General features: G+C 70.7%; 25 protein-coding genes. 16 read left to right on the forward strand and 9 right to left on the reverse strand.

The window, feature by feature from the left end; translation table 11 throughout:
• The first annotated feature begins 14 nt into the window (after positions 1-14).
• Positions 15-578, forward strand: coding sequence for an adenine phosphoribosyltransferase (locus tag ACN27J_RS02135; protein WP_278168616.1), 564 nt, complete (start codon positions 15-17; stop codon positions 576-578).
• Between the two features lie 181 nt (positions 579-759).
• Complete coding sequence (locus tag ACN27J_RS02140) at positions 760-3,279, forward strand: RelA/SpoT family protein (protein WP_421362940.1); 2,520 nt, start codon at positions 760-762, stop codon at positions 3,277-3,279.
• A gap of 94 nt (positions 3,280-3,373) precedes the next feature.
• Here the strand turns inward: ACN27J_RS02140 and ACN27J_RS02145 are convergent, their stop codons facing one another.
• Complete coding sequence (locus ACN27J_RS02145) at positions 3,374-4,204, reverse strand: peptidylprolyl isomerase (protein ID WP_421362942.1); 831 nt, start codon at positions 4,202-4,204, stop codon at positions 3,374-3,376.
• Positions 4,205-4,239: 35 nt separating this feature from the next.
• Positions 4,240-5,190, reverse strand: a complete 951-nt coding sequence (locus ACN27J_RS02150) for a peptidylprolyl isomerase (protein ID WP_421362945.1) — start codon at positions 5,188-5,190, stop codon at positions 4,240-4,242.
• A gap of 305 nt (positions 5,191-5,495) precedes the next feature.
• Here ACN27J_RS02150 and ACN27J_RS02155 point away from each other — a divergent pair, with 305 nt between their 5' ends.
• The 8 genes from ACN27J_RS02155 (at position 5,496) to urtE (ending at position 13,705) form a co-directional block, all read left to right on the forward strand.
• Positions 5,496-6,245: an MBL fold metallo-hydrolase gene (locus tag ACN27J_RS02155; protein ID WP_421362949.1), complete on the forward strand. Its 750-nt coding sequence runs from the start codon at positions 5,496-5,498 to the stop codon at positions 6,243-6,245.
• A gap of 14 nt (positions 6,246-6,259) precedes the next feature.
• Positions 6,260-7,600, forward strand: coding sequence for a histidine--tRNA ligase (gene hisS, locus ACN27J_RS02160; RefSeq protein WP_421362951.1), 1,341 nt, complete (start codon positions 6,260-6,262; stop codon positions 7,598-7,600).
• Positions 7,601-7,741: 141 nt separating this feature from the next.
• Positions 7,742-8,659, forward strand: a complete 918-nt coding sequence (locus ACN27J_RS02165) for an acyl-ACP desaturase (protein ID WP_278174465.1) — start codon at positions 7,742-7,744, stop codon at positions 8,657-8,659.
• 231 nt (positions 8,660-8,890) lie between these two features.
• On the forward strand, positions 8,891-10,117 hold the full coding sequence (gene urtA / locus ACN27J_RS02170) for an urea ABC transporter substrate-binding protein (protein ID WP_421362953.1): 1,227 nt from the start codon (positions 8,891-8,893) through the stop codon (positions 10,115-10,117).
• Between the two features lie 33 nt (positions 10,118-10,150).
• A complete protein-coding gene (gene urtB, locus ACN27J_RS02175; protein WP_416556786.1) occupies positions 10,151-11,026 on the forward strand; it encodes an urea ABC transporter permease subunit UrtB in 876 nt (291 codons plus the stop codon).
• Positions 11,023-12,237 (forward strand): urea ABC transporter permease subunit UrtC, encoded by a 1,215-nt coding sequence (urtC, locus tag ACN27J_RS02180; protein WP_421362955.1) that lies wholly within the window; start codon positions 11,023-11,025, stop codon positions 12,235-12,237. Before urtB ends, urtC begins: the two co-directional genes overlap by 4 nt.
• Complete coding sequence (urtD, locus tag ACN27J_RS02185; RefSeq protein ID WP_421362958.1) at positions 12,234-13,007, forward strand: urea ABC transporter ATP-binding protein UrtD; 774 nt, start codon at positions 12,234-12,236, stop codon at positions 13,005-13,007. The genes urtC and urtD overlap by 4 nt, the downstream gene beginning before the upstream one ends.
• A 5-nt stretch (positions 13,008-13,012) precedes the next feature.
• The gene (gene urtE, locus ACN27J_RS02190; protein ID WP_421372076.1) at positions 13,013-13,705 is read left to right on the forward strand and encodes an urea ABC transporter ATP-binding subunit UrtE; all 693 of its coding nucleotides are present in this window, start codon (positions 13,013-13,015) and stop codon (positions 13,703-13,705) included.
• 19 nt (positions 13,706-13,724) lie between these two features.
• Here urtE and ACN27J_RS02195 read toward each other — a convergent pair whose 3' ends face one another.
• Complete coding sequence (locus ACN27J_RS02195; RefSeq protein ID WP_421362961.1) at positions 13,725-14,279, reverse strand: PaaI family thioesterase; 555 nt, start codon at positions 14,277-14,279, stop codon at positions 13,725-13,727.
• Positions 14,280-14,396: 117 nt separating this feature from the next.
• Between ACN27J_RS02195 and ACN27J_RS02200 the strand changes: the two genes are divergently transcribed.
• Genes ACN27J_RS02200 through ACN27J_RS02215 form a run of 4 tightly spaced genes read left to right on the forward strand, consistent with a single transcriptional unit; the run spans position 14,397 to position 17,294 of the window.
• On the forward strand, positions 14,397-14,981 hold the full coding sequence (locus ACN27J_RS02200; RefSeq protein WP_421362964.1) for an IS607 family transposase: 585 nt from the start codon (positions 14,397-14,399) through the stop codon (positions 14,979-14,981).
• The gene (gene tnpB, locus ACN27J_RS02205; protein ID WP_421362966.1) at positions 14,978-16,363 is read left to right on the forward strand and encodes an IS607 family element RNA-guided endonuclease TnpB; all 1,386 of its coding nucleotides are present in this window, start codon (positions 14,978-14,980) and stop codon (positions 16,361-16,363) included. The genes ACN27J_RS02200 and tnpB overlap by 4 nt, the downstream gene beginning before the upstream one ends.
• A gap of 2 nt (positions 16,364-16,365) precedes the next feature.
• Entirely contained in the window at positions 16,366-16,863 is a 498-nt protein-coding gene (locus ACN27J_RS02210) for a winged helix-turn-helix transcriptional regulator (RefSeq protein ID WP_421362968.1), read from the forward strand.
• Positions 16,864-16,901: 38 nt separating this feature from the next.
• A complete protein-coding gene (locus tag ACN27J_RS02215) occupies positions 16,902-17,294 on the forward strand; it encodes a VOC family protein (protein ID WP_421362972.1) in 393 nt (130 codons plus the stop codon).
• 16 nt (positions 17,295-17,310) lie between these two features.
• On the opposite strand, the gene ACN27J_RS02220 is transcribed toward ACN27J_RS02215, so the two are convergent.
• The gene (locus tag ACN27J_RS02220; protein ID WP_421372077.1) at positions 17,311-17,964 is read right to left on the reverse strand and encodes a response regulator; all 654 of its coding nucleotides are present in this window, start codon (positions 17,962-17,964) and stop codon (positions 17,311-17,313) included.
• 41 nt (positions 17,965-18,005) lie between these two features.
• Positions 18,006-19,124 (reverse strand): sensor histidine kinase, encoded by a 1,119-nt coding sequence (locus ACN27J_RS02225; protein WP_421372078.1) that lies wholly within the window; start codon positions 19,122-19,124, stop codon positions 18,006-18,008.
• Between the two features lie 144 nt (positions 19,125-19,268).
• On the opposite strand from ACN27J_RS02225, the gene ACN27J_RS02230 reads away from it, so the two are divergent.
• Entirely contained in the window at positions 19,269-20,048 is a 780-nt protein-coding gene (locus ACN27J_RS02230; RefSeq protein ID WP_421362975.1) for an ABC transporter ATP-binding protein, read from the forward strand.
• Positions 20,045-20,818 (forward strand): ABC transporter permease, encoded by a 774-nt coding sequence (locus ACN27J_RS02235; RefSeq protein ID WP_421362978.1) that lies wholly within the window; start codon positions 20,045-20,047, stop codon positions 20,816-20,818. The genes ACN27J_RS02230 and ACN27J_RS02235 overlap by 4 nt, the downstream gene beginning before the upstream one ends.
• Before the next feature lie 46 nt (positions 20,819-20,864).
• Here the strand turns inward: ACN27J_RS02235 and ACN27J_RS02240 are convergent, their stop codons facing one another.
• Genes ACN27J_RS02240 through ACN27J_RS02255 form a run of 4 tightly spaced genes read right to left on the reverse strand, consistent with a single transcriptional unit; the run spans position 20,865 to position 24,882 of the window.
• Entirely contained in the window at positions 20,865-21,728 is an 864-nt protein-coding gene (locus tag ACN27J_RS02240; RefSeq protein WP_421362981.1) for an ABC transporter ATP-binding protein, read from the reverse strand.
• The gene (locus tag ACN27J_RS02245; RefSeq protein ID WP_281554500.1) at positions 21,725-22,636 is read right to left on the reverse strand and encodes an ABC transporter permease; all 912 of its coding nucleotides are present in this window, start codon (positions 22,634-22,636) and stop codon (positions 21,725-21,727) included. Before ACN27J_RS02245 ends, ACN27J_RS02240 begins: the two co-directional genes overlap by 4 nt.
• Positions 22,633-23,670, reverse strand: coding sequence for an ABC transporter substrate-binding protein (locus ACN27J_RS02250; protein ID WP_421362985.1), 1,038 nt, complete (start codon positions 23,668-23,670; stop codon positions 22,633-22,635). Before ACN27J_RS02250 ends, ACN27J_RS02245 begins: the two co-directional genes overlap by 4 nt.
• 48 nt (positions 23,671-23,718) lie before the next feature.
• Positions 23,719-24,882: an agmatinase family protein gene (locus tag ACN27J_RS02255; RefSeq protein ID WP_421362988.1), complete on the reverse strand. Its 1,164-nt coding sequence runs from the start codon at positions 24,880-24,882 to the stop codon at positions 23,719-23,721.
• Positions 24,883-24,977 lie beyond the last annotated feature (95 nt).

A 24,977-nucleotide genomic window follows, 5' to 3' on the forward strand; every position in this document is an offset into this window, starting at 1 on the left:
GGAAAGGGCGCAAGGTGACGGAGACCGAGGCAGTGCTCGTCGGGGACAGTGGGGCCGAGACGGCCGCGTTGGTGGCGAGTCGGGTCATCGACGTACCGGACTTTCCCAAACCTGGCATCGTCTTCAAGGACCTGATGCCGCTGTTCGCCGACGGGCCGGCGTTCCGGGAGATCACCGACCGGATCATCGCCCACCACGGAGCGGACTCCTTCGACGTGGTCGCCGGCATCGAGGCGCGGGGTTTCGTGCTGGCAGCGGCGATCGCGTACGCCACCGGCACCGGGGTGGTCCCGGTCCGCAAGGCCGGCAAGCTGCCCCGGGCATCGTTCTCCGCCTCGTACGCGTTGGAGTACGGCGAGGCGGTCCTGGAGGTGCATCAGGACGCCTTCACCGCCGGTCAGCGGGTCCTGGTGGTCGACGACGTGCTGGCGACCGGCGGCACCGCCGCCGCTACCCTGGACCTGGTCGACCGGGCCGGTGGCACGGTGGTGGGCTTCACCGTCCTGCTGGAGCTGGGTTTTCTCGCCGGGCGGGACCGGCTCGCGCCACGGTCGGTGCACGCCGTGTGGCGGGTGTGAGCCGGCCGACCGAGCAGCTCGGCCGCCGGGCACAGCACCGTCCGGACGGGTAATATTGCGGTCCCTGTCAGTCAGGGGCGCTGTCTCCTGGCTAGCGCGGTAGCAGCTCAGCCCGATACGGTCGGCTGAGTTCCGGCAGAGGTGAGGGAGGCCGGTGTCCCCCGACGTCGTCGCTCCTTCCATGGAGGGCACTGTGCATCCGACTGGCGAGGTCAACCCCACTGCGGGCGTGACCAACGACGAGGCACCCAGCTCTGCCGTCAATTCGGGCGGCCCCGACGTCGCCGGTGAGCGCAGCGCGGCACCCCCGGCGGCGAACGGCGCGGCACCCCCGGCGGCGAACGGTGCGACAGCTGCGGCGGCGAACGGTGCGACAGCTGCGGCGGCGAATGGTGCGGGCGACCACCCTGGCGCGGCCGCGCCCGGCAACGGTTTCGCGTTCAACGGTGCGCCGACCGGGCGTCGGGTACGGGCCCGGCTGGCCCGGTTCAACGCCCCCTGGCAGGCGCCGCACATCCCCGAGGTGCTGGAACCGCTGATCGCCACCCACCAGCAGAGCCACCCGAAGGCCGACCCACGGGTGCTGCAGCGGGCCTTCGAGATGGCCTCCAAGTGGCACTCCGGGCAGTACCGCAAATCCGGCGATCCGTACATCACGCATCCGTTGGCGGTCGCCACCATCCTCGCCAACCTCGGCATGGACACCACGACGCTGGTCGCCGCGCTGCTGCACGACACGATCGAGGACACCGACTACACCCTGGACGAGATGCGCGCCGACTTCGGCGGTGAGGTGTCACTGCTGGTCGACGGGGTCACCAAGCTCGACCGGGTCAAGCTGGGCGATGCGGCCAAGGCCGAGACCATCCGCAAGATGGTGGTGGCGATGGCGAAGGACCCCCGGGTCCTGGTGATCAAGCTCGCCGACCGGCTGCACAACATGCGGACGCTGACCTTCCTGCCCAAGGCGAAGCAGGAGCAGAAGGCCAAGGAGACCCTGGAGATCCTGGCGCCGCTGGCCCACCGGCTCGGTATGAACACCGTCAAGTGGGAGCTGGAGGATCTGGCCTTCGGCACGCTGTTCCCGAAACGGTACGAGGAGATCAACCGGCTGATCGGGGAACACCAGCCGCAACGCGACACCCAGCTGCGCAAGGTGACCCAGAAGGTGCAGGTCGACCTGCGCGCCGCGAAGATCAGGGCGGAGGTCACCGGCCGGCCGAAGCACCTCTACTCGATCTACCAGAAGATGATCGTCCGGGGGCGGGACTTCAACGACATCTACGACCTGGTCGGCGTACGCATCCTGGTCGACACGGTCCGCGACTGCTACGCGGCGCTCGGCGTGATCCACGCGAACTGGCAGCCGGTCCCCGGCCGGTTCAAGGACTACATCGCGATGCCGAAGTTCAACATGTACCAGTCGCTGCACACCACGGTGATCGGGCCCACCGGCAAGCCGGTGGAGATGCAGATCCGCACGTACGCGATGCACCGCACCGCCGAGTTCGGCATCGCCGCGCACTGGAAGTACAAGGAGCAGAAGGGCGCCACCGTCGTCGGCCCGCCGGCGCACATCGACGAGATGACCTGGCTGCGGCAACTGCTCGACTGGCAGCGGGAGGCGAGCGACCCGAGCGAGTTCCTCGACGCGCTGCGGTTCGACCTGTCCAGCCAGGAGGTCTACGTCTTCACCCCCAAGGGCGACGTGATCCCGCTGCCGACCAGCTCCACCCCGGTCGACTTCGCCTACGCCGTGCACACCGAGGTGGGGCACAAGTGCATCGGGGCGCGGGTCAACGGCAAGCTGGTGCCGTTGGAGTCGACGCTGTCCAACGGCGACGTCATCGAGATCTTCACCTCCAAGTCGGCGACCGCCGGCCCGACCCAGGACTGGCTGGGCTTCGTCAAGAGCCCCCGGGCCCGCACCAAGATCCGGCAGTACTTCAACAAGGAACGCCGTGAGGAGGCGATCGAGACCGGCAAGGACGCGATCGCCAAGGCGATGCGCAAGCAGGGCATGCCGTTGCAGCGGATGCTCACCACCGACTCGTTGATGGCGATCGCCCGCGACCTGCACCTGGCCGACGTCGCCGCGCTGTACGCGGCGGTCGGCGACAGCCAGGTGTCCGCGCAGTCGGTGGTGCAGCGGCTGATGGTCAGCCTCGGCGGCGAGGAAGGGGCCGCCGAGGACCTGGCCGAGTCGGCCGTCGCGACCCGCCCGCCCCGGGCGCGGCACAACGGCGCCGACCCCGGCGTGGTGGTACGCGGTGTCACCGACGTCTGGATCAAACTGGCCCGCTGCTGCACCCCGGTCCCGCCGGATACGGTGTTCGGCTTCGTCACCCGGTCCGGCGGCGTCAGCGTGCACCGCGACGACTGCTTCAACGCGGCCGAGCTCAAGGTGCAGCAGGAACGGCTGGTCGAGGTCAGCTGGAAGTTGACCTCGGCGTCGACGTTCCTCGTCGCCATCCAGGTCGAGGCGCTCGACCGGCACAAGCTGCTGGCCGACGTGACCAGGGTGCTCTCCGAGGAACGGGTGAACATCCTCTCGGCGACCGTGACCACCACCCGGGACCGGGTGGCGGTCAGCCGCTTCTCGTTCGAGATGGCCGACCCGAAGCACCTCGGCCATCTGCTCAACGCGGTCCGCAAGGTCGACGGCGTCTTCGACGCCTACCGGGTCACCTCCGGCACCTGACAACAATGCGCCAGGGCATCGGGTGATGCCCTGGCGCACTGGTACCGGCTCAGCGGACTCGGCGGCGCTGCCGGCCGCCGAGCCCTCAGGTGGACTACTGCGGCTCGCTCACCGTCAACGAGTTGATCAGGATGTCGTTGTTGGGGTGGCCGCCGCCGGGGGACGGGTCGAACGCGCCGTCGTGACCGGCCTCGGTGGCCTCCTGGATGACGTCGAGGCCCTCGATGACCCGGCCGAGCACCGTGTAGTCCGGGCTGAGCTCGACGTCCTGGTAGATGAAGAAGAACTGGCTGCCGTTGGTGTCCGGGCCGCTGTTGGCCATCGCCACCACCCCGGCCGGGTAGGCGGGCCGGTCGTCGACCGGCAGGTTCTCGTTGGCGAACTGGTAGCCGGGCCCGCCGGTGCCGTCGGTGTCCCGGTAGCCTTCGCCGCTGGCGCTCGGGTCACCGCACTGCAGCATGCCGGGGAACATCCGGTGGCACTTGGTGTTGTCCCAGAACTGCTGGCTGGCCAGGTGGCTGAAGCTGGCCGCCGTGCACGGCACCTCGGACAGGTCCATCTCCACCTGGATCTCACCGAAGTTGGTGTCCAGGGTCATCACCTGGGTGCCGGTGTCCGGCGGCGTGGTGGTCGGCGGCACGCCGACGTCCACGGTCGTCTCACGGCGCTGCTCGGCGGGGATCTCGTTCCACACGCAGGTCACGCCGGCGTCGGCACCGTCGGCCTGGGGCGTGGTCCCGGTCTCGTCGTCCCCGAGGCTGGCGACCAGCCACACCGTGCCCGCGGCCACGAGCAGCAGGGCGACGCCGGCACCGATGCTGGCCTGCAACTGGCGGCGCTTGCGGGCCGCCTCGGCGCGCTGGGCCATCTCCTTTTCGAGGCGGGCCCGAGCCGCGGCACGCTGCCGCTCCCTGGTCGACGTCACGGTGGATCCTCCTGGATTCGGGTTGTCTGGTCTGGTCAGGACTGGCCGGCGGTGCCGTCGGTGCCCTCCGCGTCCGGCTCGGTGGCCGACGGGTCGGTGGTGGCCGGTGCCGAGGTGCTCGGGTCGGTCGACGGGGTCGCCTCGGTCTCGTCGGCCCCGATCGGCTCGCCGACGGTCAGGCTCTGGATGACCACGTCGGTCTCCGGCTTCACCTGGGCGCCGGCGGCGTTGTTCACCAGTGGGAGAGCACCGATCGCCTCGACCGTGTCCATCCCCGAGGTCACCTTCCCGATGATCGGGTACGAGGGGAACTCGGTGGTGTAGTCCTCGAAGAAGATCTTGAACTGGCTGCCGTTGGTGCCCTGCGGCACGCCGACCGCGGCGACCGTACCGGCCGGGTAGAGCGGCGGGTGGTCGGCCAGCGCCTCCGTCGGGTCGGCCGACGGGTCCAGCTGCGGCGAGACCGGCACGTTCTCGCTGAAGTACGAGTACGTCGGCCCGCCCTGTCCGGTGCCGCTCGGGTCGCCGCAGAGGATCGCGCCCTCGTCGGTGATCTCGTGGCAGGTCGTGTCGTCGAAGAAGTTGCGGCTGGCCAGGTGGGCGAAGTTGGCGGCGGCGCAGGGCGCGGCGGCCAGATTGAGCTCGACGGTGATCGGCTCGCCCTGGTTGGTGGTGATCGTCATCGGCTGGACCCCCCGGTTCGGCGGGTCGGTGGTCTCCGGCATGCCGACGTCGGTGAGGTTGCTGTTGGCGGCCGTGTCCTGCGGGGTCCAGGTGCAGATGCCGGCGGCCTCCGGGGTCTCCGGCTCGCCCTCGAAGGCGCCGAGCGCCCAGGCCGAGCCGCCGGCGATGAGCAGCAGTGCGAGGCCGGCGCCCACGCCGGCGCGGATCCGCCGCTTGCGCCGGGCCGCGGCGGCACGCCGGGCCATCTGCCGGTCGAGCTTCGCCCGCGCCAATTTGCGCTGCCGGTCCCTGCTGGAGGCCACCCGCGCTCCCCTTTCCTGATCATCCCTGCGCCGTGCGGCGGGTCGGTACGTGTCCTGCGGAGGGCGTGCCGGACCCGGGCGCCATTGCGGAGCGCCACGCCACACGCCCGCAAGAGTGTACGGGTATCGGCTGGGAAAATGTTGTACGAGGTCCGCTCCGTATCCAATCGGAGATCATCGCTGCCGTCACGGCCTGGGCGGGGGCCGGCGGGTGTGCCCTGGCGGCCCGGCGTGTCATGGCGGCTAGGCTCGACGAGGAGACGATTCCGGCGGCCCGCGCGGGCCGGCCTACCGAGAGGAGAGGCGTGCTCATCACCGGCTTCCCGGCGCAGGCGTTCGGCACCAACTGCTACGTGGTGGCCGCCGGGCCGGGCGAGCAGTGCGTTGTCGTCGATCCCGGCATCGGGGTGCTCGACCAGCTGGACCAGGTGCTGGCCGAGCACCGGCTGCATCCGGCGGCGGTGCTGCTCACCCACGGCCATGTTGACCACACCTTCTCGGTCGCGCCGGTCTGTGGGGCGCGTGGCATCACCGCGTACGTGCATCCGGGCGACCGGGAGTTGCTGGCCGACCCGGCGAAGGGCCTGTCGGCGGAGCTGGCGGCGATGTTCGGCGGCCGGCTGCCGTACAGCGAACCGGACGACGTGGCCGAGCTGACCGACGGTGCCACGCTGGTGCTCGCCGGGTTGGAGATAACTGTCGACCACGCTCCCGGCCACACCGGAGGCTCGGTGCTGTTCCGGCTGCCCGGCGCCGGCTCGCCGTGGGAGGCCGAGCAGGTCTGCCTCTCCGGTGACGTGCTGTTCGCCGGCTCGATCGGCCGTACCGATCTGCCCGGCGGCAGCATGCCGACGATGTTGACCAGCCTGCGCGACAAGGTCCTGCCGTTGGCCGACGACACCGTGGTGCTGCCCGGCCACGGCCCGGCCACCACCATCGGCCGGGAGCGCATGAGCAACCCCTATCTCCAGGAGGTCGCCCGCGCGGCCGCGCCCCACCTGCACGAGGCCGCCGGCGGCTGCACCGCCGCCCCGGCCCGCCGTACCGGACTGTGACAAGGACGCACCTGATGAGCAAGCCCAAGCCGATCTCCGGTTTCCCGGAGTGGCTGCCCCCGCAGCGGATGATCGAGCAGTACGTCATCGACCGGCTGCGGCACACCTTCGAGCTGTACGGGTTCGCGCCGCTGGAGACCCGCGCGGTGGAGCCGTTGGACCAGCTGCTGCGCAAGGGGGAGACCTCGAAGGAGGTCTACCTGCTGCGCCGGCTGCAGGCCGATCCGGACGCGCAGGCCGGTGACGACGCCCTCGGGCTGCACTTCGACCTGACCGTGCCGTTCGCCCGGTACGTGCTGGAGAACGCCGGCAAACTGCAGTTCCCGTTCCGCCGCTACCAGATCCAGAAGGTGTGGCGCGGCGAACGGCCGCAGGAGGGCCGTTACCGGGAGTTTCTGCAGGCCGACATCGACATCGTCGACCGCGACGAGCTGGCCCCGCACCACGAGGCCGAGCTGCCGCTGGTCATCGGCGACGCGCTGGCCAGCCTGCCGATCCCGCCGGTGCGGATCCAGGTGAACAACCGCAAGGTCTGCGAGGGCTTCTACCGGGGGATCGGGTTGACCGATCCGGACGCCGCGTTGCGGGCGATCGACAAGCTGGACAAGGCCGGCCCGCAGCGGGTGGCTGAGCTGCTGGCCGAGACGGCCGGTGCGAGCGACAGCCAGGCGAAGGCCTGCCTGTCGCTGGCGGAGATCTCCGCGCCGGACGTCTCGGTCGCCGACGCGGTACGCGGCCTCGGCGTCGAGCACCCGTTGCTCGATGAAGGGCTCACCGAGCTGGTCGCGGTGCTGGAGACGGCCGCCGCGCACTCGCCCGGCCTGTGCGTCGCCGACCTGCGCATCGCCCGTGGCTTGGACTACTACACCGGCACGGTCTACGAGACCCAGTTGCAGGGGTACGAGCGGTTCGGCTCGATCTGCTCAGGTGGCCGCTACGACGATCTCGCCTCGGCCGGGGCGGACCGCTTCCCCGGCGTCGGCATCTCGATCGGGGTGTCCCGGCTGCTGGGGCTGCTGTTCGGCGCCGACGCGCTGGCCATCTCCCGGCCGGTGCCGACCTGCGTACTGGTGGCGCTGCCGGCAGAGACTGACCGGCCGGCCGGCAACCGGGTGGCCGACGCGCTGCGTCGGCGGGGGATCGCCACGGAGGTGTCGCCGTCGGCGGCCAAGTTCGGCAAGCAGATCCGGTACGCGCAGCGCCGTGACATCCCGTACGTCTGGTTCCTCGGGGTCGACGGAGAGCCGGACAGCGTCAAGGACATCCGTTCGGGGGATCAGGTGCCGGCGGCCGCCGACGCCTGGTCACCGCCGTCGGCGGACCGCCAGCCGGTGGTGACCGGCCGGTCGACATAGCGGACATACGGCAGCGATAGCCGCAAGATCATCCGGGAAAGTGGCGGCGCGGCGCGACATAACCTACGGTTGCGTAAGTTACGCAGTCGTAGGTTACCCCCGGTAGGGAGAACGTCGTTGACCGTCGCCACCACCACCCCGATGTCCCAGACCGCGCTGCTCGTCGAGCTCGAACCGGTGGTCGCCGAGAACCTTGACCGGCACCTCGGCCTGGCCAAGGAGTGGTTTCCCCACGAGTACGTGCCGTGGAGCGACGGGCGGACCTTCGACGGCCTGCTCGGCGGTGAACCGTGGTCGCCGGAGGACACGCAGATTCCGGACGTCGCCCGTACCGCGCTGATCGTCAACCTGCTCACCGAGGACAACCTGCCCTCGTACCACCGCGAGATCGCCACCCTGTTCGGTCGCGACGGCGCCTGGGGCACCTGGGTGCACCGGTGGACCGCCGAGGAGGGTCGGCACGGCATCGCCATCCGGGACTACCTCACCGTCACCCGGGCGGTGGATCCGGTCGCGCTGGAGCGGGCCCGGATGGTGCACATGTCCAACGGGTACGCCAACCAGCACGACGACGAGGTGCTGCACTCGCTGGCGTACGTGTCGTTCCAGGAGCTGGCCACCCGGATCTCGCACCGCAACACCGGCCGGGCCACCGGTGACCCGCTCTGCGAGCGGCTGCTGGCCCGGGTCGCCGCCGACGAGAACCTGCACATGATGTTCTACCGCAACCTGCTCGGCGCGGCGTTCGAACTGGCGCCGAGTCAGGCGATGCGGGCGGTGGCGGACGTGGTCGCCGACTTCCAGATGCCGGGCGTGGGCATCGAGGGCTTCGCCCGAAAGTCGGTGGCGATCGCCATGGCCGGCATCTACGACCTGCGGCAGCACCGCGACGAGGTGCTCGCGCCGGTGCTGCGCCAGTGGGACATCTGGAACGTCACCGGGCTGGACGCCGACGGCGAGGCGGCCCGGGACCAGATCGCCGCGCAGATGACCCAACTGGACACCACGGCGTCCCGGTTCGAGGCCCGGCGGGAGGAGCGGCGCGCCCGCGGCCGGTGAGTCCTGTCGCGGCACTTCGCGAACGATGAGATACGGGTCCCGCGGCTGGTCGGCCACGGGACCTTCGTCGTGTGTGGCCCGTCCACCGTGTCCGTCCGGTCTGTCGACCGCACAGCCGTTCAGGTTCGTTGTGAGACGGGCTTAACGCGTTGGAAATCGATGGGTCAAGATTTATGAAACTCGGCCTCCCTACGTTTCGTGGCACCACGACTTCGGCTGAAGGGGAGTTGGATGCCACGACGCTTCCGGGGCGGCCTCGCCGCACTCTGTATATTGTCGACGTTGGTTGCCGCGACCGCCTGCGCAGAGGACCCCACGTCCTCGGCCGGTGGCGGCGGTGACTCCGACACCATCAAGGTCGGTATCCTGCACTCGCTGAGCGGCACCATGGCGATCAGCGAGGTCACCGTACGCGACGCAGAGTTGCTCGCGATCGAGGAGATCAACGCCGCCGGTGGCGTGCTGGGCAAGCAGATCGAACCCGTCGTCGAGGACGGCGCGTCGGACTGGCCCACCTTCGCCGAGAAGGCGCAGAAGCTCATATCCCAGGACAAGGTTGCCACCGTCTTCGGTGGCTGGACGTCGGCCAGCCGCAAGGCGATGCTGCCGGTCTTCGAACGCAACAAGGCGCTGCTGTGGTACCCGGTGCAGTACGAAGGGCTGGAGAGCTCCGAGTACATCTTCTACACCGGGGCCACCACCAACCAGCAGATCGTCCCGGCTCTGGACTACCTCGCCGAGCAGGGCCACCAGACGATCTTCCTGGTCGGCAGCGACTACGTCTTCCCGCGTACCGCCAACAAGATCATCACCGCGTACGCCGAGGCCAACGGCATGCAGATCGTCGGCGAGGAGTACACCCCGCTGGGCCACACCGAGTACAGCACCGTGGTCAACAAGCTGCAGCAGGCCCAGCCCGACGCGGTGTTCAACACCCTCAACGGCGACAGCAACGTGGCCTTCTTCAAGCAGCTGACCAGCGTCGGCGTCACCGCCGAGACGATGCCGACCGTGTCGGTCAGCGTCGCCGAGGAGGAGGTCGTCGGCATCGGCCCGGACAACGTCGCCGGCCACCTGGTGGCCTGGAACTACTACCAGACCACCGAGGGCGAGCGGAACACCGCCTTCGTCGAGGCGTTCAAGGCCAAGTACGGGGCGGAGAAGGTCACCTCCGACCCGATGGAGGCCGGCTACAACGCGGTCTACCTGTGGGCGGCGGCGGTCGAGGCGGCCGGCAGCACCGATGTCGAGGCGGTCAAGGAGGCCGCCGGCGGGATCAGCATCGAGGCACCGGAAGGCACCGTCACCATCGACGGCGACAACCAGCACGTCTTCAAGACGGCCAGGATCGGCGTGGTGCAGCCCGACGGCCAGATCCAGGAGGTGTGGAACTCCGGCGAACCGATCAAGCCGGACCCGTACCTGACCGGCTACGACTGGGCCGAAGGCCTGTCGTAACAGGCCGGTAGCAAGCGGAGGGAGGTGCCCGCCATGGCGGTACTCAACCAACTGGTCATCGGCGCGAGCATCGGAGCGGTGCTGCTCCTGATCGCGCTGGGACTGACGTTCACCTTCGGACAGATGGGCGTCATCAACATGGCCCACGGGGAGTTCATCCTGGCGGGCGCCTACACCGCGTACATGATGCAGGGGCTGGTCGGGGCGCAGGCCGTCCCGGCCGCCCTGCCGGTCGCGTTCCTCATCGCCGGCACCATGGGTCTGATCCTGGAACGTCTGGTGATCCGGCGGTTCTACGGTCGGCCGCTGGACACCCTGCTGCTCACCTTCGGGGTCAGCCTGATCCTGCAGCAGCTGGCCCGGGACATCTTCGGCGCGCCCAACGTGCAGGTCACCGCGCCCGGCTGGCTGACCGGCGGGATCGACGTGGCCGGCGTACAGCTGCCGTACAACCGGATCTTCATCATGGCCCTCGCGGTCGGCTGCGTGGTGGCGATCTCCCTCTACCTGAGCAAACTGTCCTACGGCCGACGGATGCGGGCGGTGATGCAGAACCGCGAGCTGGCCGCGGTGACCGGGGTGGCCACCCAGCGGGTCGACCAGCTCACCTTCTTCATCGGCTCCGGCCTGGCCGGCGTCGCCGGGGTGGCGCTCACCCTGATCGGCCCGGTCGGGCCGTCGCTGGGCACCTACTACATCGTGGACGCGTTCCTCGTCGTCGTCGCCGGAGGGCTCGGACAGCTGCGCGGGGCAGTGATCGCGGCGGTCGCCCTCGGCGTGATCAACAGCTTTGTCGAATTCTGGACCGATGCGAGCCTGGCCAAGGTGGTGGTCTTCGCGGTGATCGTGGCCTTCCTCCAGTTCCGTCCGCAGGGCATGTTCGTCCTCCGTTCCCGGGCGCTGACATGAGCGCCGCCCGGACGACCGACCCCGCTGCACGGCCGGCGGCCCGCTTCGCCGCCCGCCCGGCCGTCCGCTGGCCCGGGCCGGTCGGCTTCGTCGCCGTCGGCGTGCTGCTGCTGGTCGTGGCACCGCTGGTGCTCAGCCCGTTCCGGCTGGACCTACTGGCCAAGTACCTCTGCTACGCGATCGTCGCGGTCGGCATCTACCTGGCCTGGGGGCGCGGCGGCATGCTGACCCTCGGTCAGGGCGTGTTCTTCGGCCTCGGCGGCTACGCGATGGGTATGCACCTCAAACTCACCGACGCCGGTGAGGGCAACCTGCCCGACTTCATGGTGTGGAGCGGCGTGGAGACCCTGCCCGCCATCTGGGGGCCGTTCCGCAACCCGGCGTTCGCCCTGGTCATGGTGGTGGTGCTGCCCACCGTGGTGGCGCTGATCCTGGGCACCCTGGTGTTCCGCCAACGGGTGCGCGGCGCCTACTTCGCCGTACTGTCCCAGGCCCTGGCCGCCGCGTTCGTGATCCTGCTGGTCGGCCAGCAGGGCCTCACCGGCGGCACCAACGGCCTGACCAATGTGCAGTTCTTCTTCGGCCTCGACCTGTACGACCCGACACAGAAACGGATCGTCTACTACGTCGCCGTCGGCGCGCTCGGCCTGGTGTTCCTCGCCGCCTGGCAGCTCACCCACTCCCGGTTCGGCAAGCTGCTGGTCGCCATCCGCGACGGTGAGGACCGGGTCCGATTCCTCGGCTACGACCCGGCCGTGGTGAAGACCATCGTGTACGCGCTGTCGGCGGCCATGGCCGGCCTCGCCGGCGCGCTGTTCGTGCCGGTGGTCGGCATCCTCGGCCCGGCCGACCTCGGCGTCGTACCGTCGATCGAGATGCTGGTCGCGGTCGCCATCGGCGGGCGGTTCTCGCTGGTCGGTGCGGTCGGCGGGGCGATCCTGTTCAACTACGGCAGTACGGTGCTCAGCGAGCAGTGGCCGTCCGGCTGGCTCTATCTGCTCGGTGGCCTGTTCATCGCGGTGATGATGTGGGCGCCGCGCGGCCTCGCCGGGCTGCTCGCCGATGGCTGGGCGGCGGTACGGCACCGCTGGCCCGGCCGTGCCGGACCAGCCGCACCGGTCTCCCCGGCGGCCGCCACGGACGGTGCGGCCGCCGACGCCGCCGGGCGACCGGCGGAGACCACCGTCGGGGTCGGAGGTGCGAAACCGTGAGCGGCAAACTGGAGGTACGCGGCCTCGACGTCGTCTTCGACGGCTTCCGGGCGATCAGCGACCTCGACCTGACCGTCGAACCGGGGGAGCTGCGCTTCCTGATCGGCCCCAACGGTGCCGGCAAGACGACCCTGATCGACGTGGTCACCGGCCGGACCCGGCCGGCGTCCGGTTCGGTGCGGTTCAACGGCCAGGAGCTGGTCGGGCGCCGCGAGCACCGGATCGTCCGGCTCGGCATCGGCCGGACCTTCCAGACGTCGGTGGTCTTCGAGCAGCTCACCGTCCTGGAGAATCTCGACCTGGCGGCCAGCTTCCGCCGGCCGCTGGCCGGCCTGCTGCGCCGCCGACGCGGCGTCTCCGACCAGGTGTCCCGGGCGCTGGACACGACCGGTCTGGCCGACCTGGCGTACCGACCGGCCGGGGTGCTCTCCCACGGGCAGCGCCAGTGGCTGGAGATCGGCATGCTGATCGTGCAGCAGCCCAGTCTGCTGCTGCTCGACGAGCCGGTGGCCGGGATGAGCCGCAGCGAACGGGACCGCACCGGTGAGCTGCTGCGCGAGGTCGCCAAGGACCACACCGTGATGGTGATCGAGCACGACATGGAGTTCCTGCGCCGGTTCGCCAGCACCGTCACCGTGCTGCACGAGGGCAAACTGCTCTGCGAGGGCACCGTCGCGCAGGTGCAGGCCGACCCGCGCGTCCAGCAGGTCTACCTCGGCCGGGCCCGGGAGGAAACCACCGAACCTCTCGTCCAGGAGGCGTCGTCGTGACCGCCATGTTGACCGTCGAGTCGCTCGACGTCGCGTACGGCCGGGCCCAGGTGCTGTTCGGGGTCGACCTGCAGGCACCGGTCGGTGCCCTGGTCTGTGTGATGGGCCGTAACGGGGTCGGCAAGACCACGCTGCTGAAGGCGATCACCGGGGTGCTGCCGGTGCGCGCCGGCAGGGTGATCTTCGAAGGCCGCGACATCACCAAGCTGCGTACCCACGAACGGGTGCGGCTCGGGCTCGGCTACGTCCCGCAGGGCCACGAGACGTTCCCGCAGCTGACCGTCGCCGAGAACCTGCAGGTGGCGGTCGAGGCGGCGCGGACCGACAAGTCGGCGGTCGACGAGGCGCTGGACCTGTTCCCGGCGCTGCGCGGGCTGCTGCGCCGCCGGGCCGGGTTCCTCTCCGGCGGCCAGCAGCAGCAGTTGGCGATCGCCCGAGCCCTGGTCACCCGGCCGAAGATGCTGCTGCTCGACGAGCCGACCGAAGGCATCCAGCCGTCGATCATCATCGAGATCGAGGAGGCGATCGAACGGCTGCACACCGAGGCCGGGCTGGCGATCCTGCTGGTCGAGCAGTACCTCGAACTGGCGCTGCGGCTGGCCGACCGGTTCGTCATCCTCGACGCCGGCGAGGTGGTCCGGGCCGGCGACAAGGCGGACCTGCGCGACGAGTCGGTGCGCCAACTGCTGTCGGTGTGACCCGGCCGGCTGGGCGGTCTCAGGTCGTCGGCGGGAGCTCGAACAGCAGGCAGGACGAGGTGGCGTGGGCGGCCAGCCGGCCGGCGGCGTCGGTCAGCTTCGCCTCGGCGTACGCGGTGCGCCGCCCGCGCTGCACCACGGTGCCCTCGCAGCGCAGCGTGCCCGAGGCGAGCGTCACCGGGCGCAGGAACTTCACGTTCAGGTCGATCGAGGTGTAGCTCGTCCCGGCCGGCAGCATCGAGTGCACCGCGCAGCCGGCCGCGGTGTCCAGCAGGGTCGAGAGGATGCCGCCGTGCACCGTGCCCAGGGCGTTGTAGTGGAACTCCTGCGGGGTCAGCACGGTGACCACCCGGCCGTGCTCGGGCTCCAACCCTTCGAGGCCCAGCATCACCATCACCGGCGGGGCCGGGATCTCACCGGACGCCATCGCCCGCAGCTGGCCCAGCCCGTCGAGGCCGTTCAACGCCGCCAGCCGTACCTCCGCCGGGTCGGTCCACGAGAAGGTGCGGCTGCGCTGTGCCGCGTCCCGCTGCGGCTGCGCGTCCGACTGCGACGGCTGCTGAGTCTGAGTCATGGACGCAGACTGGCAGTCGGTTGCTAGGTCTGTCAACGAGACCTAGCCTGGTCGGGGTAGTTATCTGCTGCCGTCCTGGGCATCTTTGGTGATCTTGAGGCTGCTATGGTGTTCGATGTGAACTTGAAGGAGTGGGCGGCGTCGCAGGGCATCGCGTACATCACCGCTCGTCGGCAGTACGCGGCCGGGACGCTGCCCGTTCCCACGTACCGGCTCGGCCGCCTGATCATGGTCGGTGACCCGCTCGCTGCTGCCACGACTGCCGCTGGGCAGGTCGTGGTGTACGCCCGGGTGTCGTCCGCGGACCAGACAGCGGACCTGGATCGGCAGGTCGCCCGGGTCACGGTGTGGGCAACCAGCCAGCGACTGTCGGTGTCTCGGGTGGTAACTGAGGTGGGGTCCGGGTTGGACGGGCATCGCGGGAAGTTCCTGGCTCTGCTCCGTGACCCGGCTGTGTCGACGATCGTGGTGGAACACCGGGACCGTTTCGTCCGCTTCGGTGCCGAGTATGTCGAGGCGGCGCTTGCCGCGCAGGGCCGGCGCCTGCTGGTTGTCGACCCGGCCGGGGTGGACGGCGACCTAGTCGGTGACGTGACGGAGGTCCTCACCTCGTTGTGTGCTCGCCTGTACGGGCGTCGAGGGGCGGCGGACCGGGCCCGTCGGGCTGTCGAAGCTGCCACCGGAGCGGGTGGGCCGGTGTGAAGACGATTCAGGCGTACCGGTTCGCTCTGGACCTCACCCCGGGCCAGGAACGCGCGGTGCTGGCGCATGCCGGGGCGGCGCGGGTGGCGTACAACTGGGCGCTCGCGCGGGTGAAGGCGGTGATGGACCAGCGGGCTGCCGAGCGTTCGTACGGTGTCGGCGACGATCGGCTGACCCCGGCGGTGTCGTGGTCGTTGCCCGCGATGCGTAAGGCGTGGAACGCGGCCAAGCCTGCCGTGGCGCCGTGGTGGCCGGAGGTGTCCAAGGAGGCGTTCAACACCGGCCTGGATGCCCTGGCCCGCGGGTTGGCCAACTGGGCCGGTTCCCGCTCGGGTACGCGGGCCGGCCGTCTGGTCGGGTTTCCCCGGTTCAGGTCCCGCCGTCGGTCGACGCCGAGCGTTCGGTTCACCACCGGCGCGATCCGCGTCGAGCCGGACCGCAGACATGTGGTGCTGCCCCGACTGGGCCAGCTGAAGGTGCACGAGTCCACGCGCAAACTCGCCCGCCGGGTAGAGGCCGGCACCGCCCGGATCATGTCCGCGACCGTGCGACGCGACGGCGGGCGCTGGCACGTCGCGTTCACCGTCGAAGTCGAGCGCGCAGAACGCAGCCCGGCCCGACCGGACTCGGTGGTGGGTGTGGACGTCGGTATCCGGCATCTCGCGGTGCTGTCCACCGGCGAACTGGTGCCGAACCCGCGACACCTTGTCGGCGCGCGGTCCCGGCTGCGGGCACTCGGCCGGACCCTGTCGCGCCGGCAAGGCCCGGACCGGCGTACCGGCCGGCGTCCGTCGAACCGGTGGCAGCGCGCATCCGCCCGCCTCGGTCGGGCACACGCCCGGGTCGCTCGTCTGCGCCGCGACGGGCTGCACAAGCTCACCAGCCGACTGACCCGCGAGCACGGCACGGTCGTGGCCGAAGACCTCCATGTGGCCGGGATGCTGGCCAACCGCAGGCTCGCCCGGCACATCACCGACGCCGGATTCGCCGAACTGCGACGGCAACTGGCGTACAAGACCGGATGGAACGGCGGCAGGCTGCTCGTGGCCGACCGCTGGTACCCCTCCTCGAAAACCTGCTCGGGCTGCGGCGCGGTGAAAACCAAGCTGGCCCTGTCCGAGCGTGAGTACCGCTGTGCGGCGTGCGGCCTGGTCATCGACCGCGACCACAACGCCGCGCGTAACCTGGCCGCCCTGGCCGTTGAGTACGACACCGCCGGGAGTGGCCCGGTGGCAGCACGTGGAGCCGACCAGAAGACCCGCGTACGCGGGCAGGTGGCTGCGAAGCGTGAACCCGGCACGGCAACGCCGGTCAGACCGGGACCGTCCCACCGCAAGGCGGGACTACCAACCGTGTGCTCACTAGAGCGCACTGAGAGGTAACGGTGAGACCTACCGCACTCGACTGGTCCATCGACAACTGCACCATCGCCCGCACCATGGAGATCCTCGGCGAGCGGTGGACCATCGTCGTGCTCCGCGAGGTCTTCAACGGCGTACGGCGTTTCGACCAGATGCGCGAACGCACCGGCGTTCCCCGCCAGGTGCTGACCAACCGGCTCGCCATGCTGGTCGACCAGGGCCTGCTGCGTCGGCACCCGTACCAGGAGCCGGGGGAGCGGCAACGCTACGAGTACCGCCTCACCGGCAAAGGTCTCGACCTGTGGCCGGTGCTGATCGCCCTGCTGCAGTGGGGTGACCGGTACTGCGCCGACCCTGACGGCTCGGCGCTGGCCGTGACCCACCGCGACTGCGGCGCCGAGGTCGGCGTGACCATGCGCTGCGCCGCCGGCCACGACCTGGCCGGCCCCCGCGACGCCCTGCCCCGCCCCGGCCCCGGTGCCCGCCTGCGCACCCCCGCAGCCCCGGCACCTGACGCCTGACGCCTGACGCCTGACGCCTGACGGCCTACGCTGCGGGCGTGCACATCTCGCTCACCGCGATCGTCGTCGACGACTACGACCCGGCCATCGCGTTCTTCACCAGCGTCCTCGGATTCGAACTGGTCGAGGACTCCCCGTCGACGACCAACGACGGCCGCCCCAAACGGTGGGTGGTGGTGCGCCCGCCCGGTGCCGAGACCGGTCTGCTGCTGGCCCGCGCCGACGGCGACGCCCAACGGGCGGCGGTCGGCAACCAGGCCGCCGGCCGGGTCGGGTTCTTCCTGCGGGTCGACGACTTCGACGCCGCGTACCAGCGGATGACCGACCACGACGTGCGGTTCGTGACCGCGCCGCGCACCGAACCGTACGGCCGGGTCGTGGTCTTCCTCGACATCGCCGGCAACCGGTGGGACCTGGTCGGCCCGGCCTGAACGGGTCGCTTTCTGCTCAGCCGAGCAGGCCGTGGTGCAGGGCGCGCAGCACCGCGCGGGTGCGGTCGCGGGTGCCCAACTTCAGCAGTACGGCCGACACGTGGTTCTTGACGGTGCCCTCGGCGAGGAACAGCGCCTCGGCGATCTCCCGGTTGCTGTAGCCGGTCGCGATCAGCCGCAGCACCTCACGTTCACGATCGGTCAGCTCCTGGATCGGCGGGGCGTCGCGGTCCACGGCGACCGGCACGTCACCGGCGGCGACCGCCCGCAGCAGCCGGTCGGTGATCGCCGGCTGGATCAGCGTGCCACCGGCGGCGAGCGTGCGGACCGCGCCGATCAGCTGTTCGAGGGTGACGTCCTTGAGCAGGTAGCCCCGTGCCCCGGCGCGCAACGCCCGCAGCACGAGTTCGTCGTCGTCGAACGTGGTCAACACCAGCACCGGTACGTCGACCCCACGTTCCTGTAACGTCCGCAGCGCCCAGATCCCGTCCTGGCCCGGCATCCGCAGATCGAGCAGGACCACATCCGGGCGGTGCCGCTCGACCGCCGAGACTGCCGTCTGCCCGTCGTCGGCCTCGGCGACCACGACGACGTCGTCGGCCAGTTCCAGCAGGCTGCGGATGCCCTGCCGGACCAGGGTCTGATCGTCGACGACGCAGACGTTGATCACTCGGCCGTCAGGCATGCGGTCATCGGTTACACGGCCACCGGTCATGCCGACGGCACCTCGGCCTGGATCCGGAAGCCCCGCCCGCCATCCAACGACACCCGTCCGCCGAGCGCCTCGACCCGTTCCCGCAGCCCGATCAGCCCGTTGCCCGGCTGCACCCGGCCACCGACACCCCGGCCGTCGTCCCAGGCCGACAGCCGGATCGTCCCGCCGTCGTCGCTGATCTCGATCCACAGGTTGGCCGCGTCGGCGTGCCGGATGGTGTTGGTCACCACCTCCTGCACGCAGCGGACCAGCGCGGTGACCCGCTCCTCGTCGACGGTGATCCCGTCGGCGACCCGCAGATGCACGGCCGGTTCCGGCAGCTCCGCGACGATCCGCTGCAGGGCCTCGCGCAGGTCAGGGGCGTGCCGGCGCAGCTCGCCCACGGTGGCACGGACGTCGGCCAGCAGGTCCCGGGCCACCTTCCGGGCCCGGGTGACGTGCTCGGCCGCCGGCGGGCTGCTCTGGTGCGCGGCGACCTCCAGCTCCAGAGTCAGCACCGTCAACTGGTGGCCGATCAGGTCGTGCAACTCGCGGGCGATCCGCAGCCGCTCGTCCGACCGGGTCGCCTGCGCCAGCAGCGCGGTCGCCGCCCGCAACTCGGTGTGCGCCTCGGCGAGCTTGCGCCGGGTCGCCAACTCCCGCAGGTACGTCCGTACCGACAACACCACACCCACCTGCAGCAGGGCGTACAGCAGCGCGTTGAGCAACCCCTGGGCGACCGAGCCCGAGCTGAGATACGCGGCCACGGCGGCCACGACGGTGTTGAGCCCGATCACGGTGACCGTCACCGGAAGCCGGTTGAGGTAGGTGCTGACCGCCGCGCCGAACACCAGCAGGATCTGCGTCCAGCCGAACGCCGGAGCCATCAGCACCAGCGCCACCCCGAGACCGACCAGCGCGCCGAACACCAGCCCGGTGCCGGCGTCGCGGACCCGGTCCACCAGCAGCGTGCAGACCACCAACGCCCCGACGAAGCCGGCGAAACACACCCACCACAGCCAGACCGGGACGAGAAAGGCGCCGGCGGCCGGGCCGCGACCCAACACCAGCACCGGTACGCCAACCGCCAGGCAGGTCAGCACACCGACCACCCCGGACCAGGGTCGGGGATCCATCCGGCTCACCCTCGTCATGCTAGGCGGCCCGGCCGGCGTACCGCCCCTGCCGGAAGTCACCCCCACCGGCCGTGACCACCGGCAGATCCGCCGACCCGCCCGGCGGCCATAGCGTACGGACATCGCACCAAAGGAGGTACGTCGATGCCGGCGATCACCGTCGAGGACATCCACAAGCGGTACGGGGCGACCGTCGCCGTGGACTCGCTGAGCCTCACCGTCGAACCGGGGGAGATCATCGGCGTCCTCGGACGCAACGGGGCCGGCAAGACCACCGTCGTGGAGACGATCGCCGGGCTGCGCCGACCAGATCGCGGGCAGGTCCGGGTGCTCGGTCTCGACCCATGGCGGGACCGGGCCCGGCTGCGTCAGGTGCTCGGCGTACAGCTGCAGTCCGCCGCGCTGCACGCGGCGCTGACCGTCCGGGAACTGGTCCGGCTCTACCGCAGCTTCTACGCCGACGGTGCCGACCCCGACGAGCTGATCGACCTGCTGGGTCTCGCAGACCGCCGCGACACCCGGTTCGAGAAGCTCTCCGGCGGCCAGCAACAGCGGCTGTCGATCGCCCTGGCGCTGGTCGGCAACCCCCGGGTGGCGTTGCTCGACGAGCTCTCCACCGGGCTGGACCCACAGGCCCGTCGACGCATCTGGGCGGTGGTCGGACAGCTGCGCGACGACGGGGTGACGGTGCTGCTGGTCAGCCACCTGATGGAGGAGGTGGAGCGGCTCTGTGACCGGGTCGCGCTGATCGACCGGGGCCGGCTGATCGCTCTCGACAGCCCGGCCGGACTGATCGCGCGGGCCGGGCGCATCGCCGCCGACACGGGGACAGCAGCACCGTGCACCACCCTTGACGACGCCTTCCTCACTCTGACCGGCCAGCCGTTGCGCACCGCACGCGACAGCGAGGAGGAGCCGTGGTGACCGCGCCGGAGATCGTCGTCCGCCGGCCCGGACCGCGCGCCTGGGCCGCGCTGGTCGCCGCCGAGTGCCGGATGGTGGTCCGCGACACCGCCGGCCTGGTCGTCCCGATCGGGCTGCCGCTGCTGATCCTGGTGATGAACGCGGTGAGTGTGCCCGGCGGTCAGACCCTGCCCGGCGGCCGCACCGTGCTCGACGTGTACGTGCTGCCGCTGGTGTTCACCGTCATCATCGCCACCATCGGAGTGGTGAACATGCCGAGCTTCCTGGCCTACTACCGGCGCACCGGGGTGCTGCGCCGGCTGGCGGTGACCCCGGCCCACCCGGCGATGGTCCTCGCCGCGCAGGTGGTCATGAGCCTGCTGCAGACAGCGGTCGGCGTCGGGCTGGCCCTCGGGGTCGCGGTCGTCGCGTTCGGCGTGCGGGCACCGGAGCACCCCGGCCGTACGGTGGCCGTCGTCGCCCTCGCCGCTGCGGCCATGTACGCCGTCGGGATGCTGGTGGCGGCGGTCGCGCCCAGCGGCAACGCCTCGGTGGCGATCGGCTTGACAGCCTTCTTCGCGATGGGCGCGACCGGTGGCCTGTTCGGGCCGACGCAGAACCTGCCGGACCGGGTGGCGACGGTCGGTGAGGCGCTGCCGTTCGGGGCCGCCGTGCAGGCGGTCGGCGCGGCCTGGGCGGGTGAGCCGCCGCAGCCGCGACACCTGATCGCCCTGGCCGTCGCCACCGTGGTCAGCGCGCTGGTCGCCGCCCGCTTCTTCCGCTGGCAGTGACGCCACCGTGAGCCGTTGAACGCTCGCCGCCGGAGCGGGCGGCCCGTCAGCCGCCCGAGCCGGCCGCTGCGGCGTGCCGCTGGTGGTAGGCGCGGACCTGGTCCTCCACCTCGGCGCGCAGCGCCAGGAACTCGGGCAGCCGTTTGACCGCCAGCTCCCGGGGCTCCCCGTCGCGGTCCGGCGGCAACTCCACCGGCAGGTCGGCGGCGACCCGACCCGGGTCGCTGGCCAGCACCACCACCCGCTGACCGAGGAAGACCGCCTCCTCGACGTCGTGGGTCACCATCACCACCGTGGTGCCGGTGTCGGCCCACACCCGGCGGACGAACAGCTGCATGTCCTCCTTGGTCTGCACGTCGAGAGCACCGAACGGCTCGTCGAGCAGCAGCACTTGTGGCTCGCAGGCCAGTGCCCGGGCGATCGCCACCCGTTGGCGCTGCCCGCCGGACAGTTGCTTGGGCAGCGCGTGCCGCAGCCCGGTCAACCCGGTCTCAGCCAGATACCAGGCGACCCGCCGGGCCCGTTCGGCCCGGCTGATCGGCAGCAGTTCCAACCCGAACGCGACGTTGCGTTCCACCGTCCGCCACGGGTAGACGGCGCCGCTCTGCAGCACCAGCCCCCGGTCAGGTCCCGGCCCGGTGACCGGCACGCCGTCGAGCAGCACGGTGCCCCGGCTCGGCGTGGCCAGCCCGGCGATCAGCGACAACAGCGTCGACTTGCCCGACCCGGAAGCGCCGACCAGACAGACGAACTCGCCTCGGCGTACCGCCAGATCCACGCCGTCGAGCGCGCGCAGCGACCCGCCCCCGGCGGTCCGGAAGTCCTTGCCGACGCCGTCGAGCCGCACCAGCGGTGCGTCGGCGGCCGGCACCGCGCCCGCGTCTGTGCCGGCGGCTTCGGTCGCGGTCATACCGCCCACCTCCCGACCCGGTCGCGGGTGGTCCGCAACGCCAGATCGATCGCCACCCCGATCAGGGCGATCACGATCAGTACGGCGAAGATGTTGTCGAGCTGGTTGAACCGCTGCGACCGGACGATCCGGTAGCCCAGCCCGGACTGGGCGTTGATCAGCTCGGCGACCACTACGAAGTTCCAGGCGGCCGCCGCGTTCACCCGGATAGAGTCGATCATGCCGGGCAGCGAATGCGGCACGATCACCTTGCGCAGCACCTCGAACCGTCGGGCACCGAGGGTGTACGACACGTCGATCAGCCCGGCCGGCACGGTCCGAACAACGTTGGCGGTCATCAGCGTGTTGAAGAAGACCGTCGCGATGAAGATCAACGCCACCTTGGACGGCTCACCCAACCCCAACCAGATGATCAGCAACGGGATGAACGCGCTGGCCGGCAGGTAGCGCAGCAGGCCGATCATCGGTTCCAACGCCGCCCGGCCGGCCTGGAAGCTGCCCATCAGCAGGCCGAGCGGCACCGACACCGCCACCGCCAGGCCGAAACCGCGCAACACTCGGCCGACGGTCGCGGCGGTGTCGGTCCACAGTTGACCTGTCCGGGCCATCTCCACCCCGGCCGCCACCGACTCCAGCGGCGACGGCAGGAAGTCCGGCCGCCCGTCGACCAGCACGCTGCCGATCTGCCAGGCGGCCAGCGGCACCACGATCGAGGCGACCGTCAACGTCCACCGGCCGGCCGCCGGGATCGGCGTACGGATGGCCAGCAGCGCCGGCACCGGGCGGGCCGGACGCCGCCGCGGCAGCGGCCCCCACGACGCCCGGTCCGCGTCCGCATCGCTGGTCGCGGTCCCGTGGGTGTCGTCCGGGCCGCCGTTTGCGGTCGCCTGGGCCGGGGCGACGGTCACGGCGACACCGCCCCCACGAACTGTCCGTCGAGCAGCCCGTCCAGCGGCGGTGCCTCGTCGACCAGACCGGTCTCCACCAGGAACTCGGCGATCGAGCGGGCCTGGAAGTCCAGGTTGGCCGGGGTGTCGCCCGGCTCGAACGCCGCCTGGTTGTCGGCCAGGTCGAAGATCGTCGTCCCGGCGTCGTACGTGCGGTAGTCCTCGACGCTGACCCCGGCCTGCGCCGCCATGATCTCGACCGCCTCGTCCGGGTTGGCGGCGATCCAGTCCAGGGTGTCGAACCAGGTGTCCACCACCGCCTGCACCTGCTCCGGATGGTCGGCCACGAACTCCGAGTCGAACACCAGATGGTCCGGGATCGCCCCGGGGAAGTCCGCCGATGTGACGATCGCGGTGCTGCCCTCGCGGCCCAGCGCGGTCGTGGTGAACGGGGCGAACGCCCCGACCGCGTCGACCTGCCCGGCCAGGAACGCGGCGGCGGCCGCGTCGGTCAGCAACGGACTGATCTCGACGTCGTCGGCGCTCAGCCCGGCCTCGGCCAACGCCAACAACAGCAGGTAGTGGTCGACCGTACCCTCCTCGATCGCGATCCGCTTACCGGCCAGGTCGGCCACCGAGTCGATCCCCGGCGCGGCGATGATCTGGTCGTTGCCGGTCGAGTTGTCGTTGACCAGCACCACGGTCTGCGCCGCGCCGCCGCTGACCGACGACAGCGTGTCGTTGAGGGTCTGGCTGTTGGCGTCCAGGTTGCCGGTGGCCAGCGCGGTCAGGCTGTCGGTGTAACTGTCGAAGTAGGTCAACTCGACGTCGACCCCGTTCTCCTCGAACAGACCCTGTTCCTCGGCGACCTGCCAGGGGAACCAGCCCGGCCAGGCGCTGAACCCCAGCCGTACGGTGGTCGAGCCGTCGCCGTCGTCGGCGGAACCGTCATCACCGCCGCAGCCGGCGGCGCTCACCAGCAGCGTCGCCGCGCACGCGGCGGCGATCAGGGCCCGGGTGGGGGATCGGCGGGACGATCCGGCGGTACGTCGCATCTGTATGTCCTCCGGGTGGAGTAGGGGATCGCTGTGGCTCAACAAAACTCAGCGACGCGGCAGGTGCCCGGCGCGGACCAGGCAGCCGAGGGTGTCGCAGATGACGCGGGTGGCGATCAGCGAGGTGATGTCGGCGTTGTCGTACGGCGGCGAGCACTCGACCACCTCGATGCCCGCCAGGGGCTTCTCGGCGATCAGCTGGATGAACTTGAGGACTTCGCGGGGCAGGAAGCCGCCCGGTTCGGGCCAGCCGGTGCCGGGCACGAACGCGGCGTCCAGACAGTCCACGTCGAACGACAACCAGACCGCCTCGGCTCCGTCCCAGGCGACTTCGAGGGCCTTCTCGGCGGCGGCCTCGATGCCCATCTCGACGCAGTCGGTGACCGTCATGATCGTGGTGCCGCGTTCCCGGCCGACCTTCACCCCGGGGCGGGGTGCCTGCCAGCCGCCGATGCCGATCTGCACCAGGTTCTTCGGCGGCACGTTCGGGATGTCGGTGGCGTGGAACCACGGGGTGGTGTGCATCCGCTCGTCGAGGTCGGTCTCCTGGGTGTCGACGTGCCGGTCGAAGTGGATGATGCCCAGGTTGCCGTCGAGGTGTTCGGCGACGCCGCGCACCGTCGGGTAGCCGATCGAGTGGTCACCGCCGAGCACCACCGGGAACGCCCCGGAGGAGTAGACGTGGCTGACCGCCTTGGAGATCTGGTCGAAGGTCTTCTCAATGTTCGCCGGGATGGTGAAGACGTCACCGAGGTCGGCGATCGTGATCGACTCACGCAGGTCGACGCCGAGTTCGAACGAGTACGGCCCGTACAGCGCGGAGATCTTGCGGATGCCCTGCGGCCCGAACCGGGTCCCCGAGCGGTACGTCGTGCCACCGTCGAACGGTGCGCCGAGTACTGCCACGTCGTACTCGCCGCAGCGGCGCACGTCTTCGACGTACGGTGCCTTCAGGAAGGTGTTGATCCCGGCGAAGTGCGGCAGCTCGCCACGGGAGAACGTCGGGATCCGCTTGTCGACGATCGAGTCGGCACCGGGCAGGCCGTACTCCGGGCCCCGGGCGATCTCCTCTTCCCACTTGGTGGTGGGCAGTTCGGCCTCGCGGGCGACCGCGTACGCCGCCTCCGGGCCGTAGTTGCCGTGCAGCTCGGGCTGGTCGCTGGGCTGCTGGTCCCGGTGCTGATGATGATGGTGGTGGTGGTGGAAGCCCACGGGCACCTCCGAATGAGGGCCTGGCTGAGGCACAGCCAGACATTCGGCTGCCTCCCGGGCTTTTGTCCCGCCGTGGAACGCCACCCCCGCCATGC

This window comes from Solwaraspora sp. WMMB762 (assembly GCF_049179115.1).
In the GTDB taxonomy this organism is placed as follows: domain Bacteria; phylum Actinomycetota; class Actinomycetes; order Mycobacteriales; family Micromonosporaceae; genus Micromonospora_E.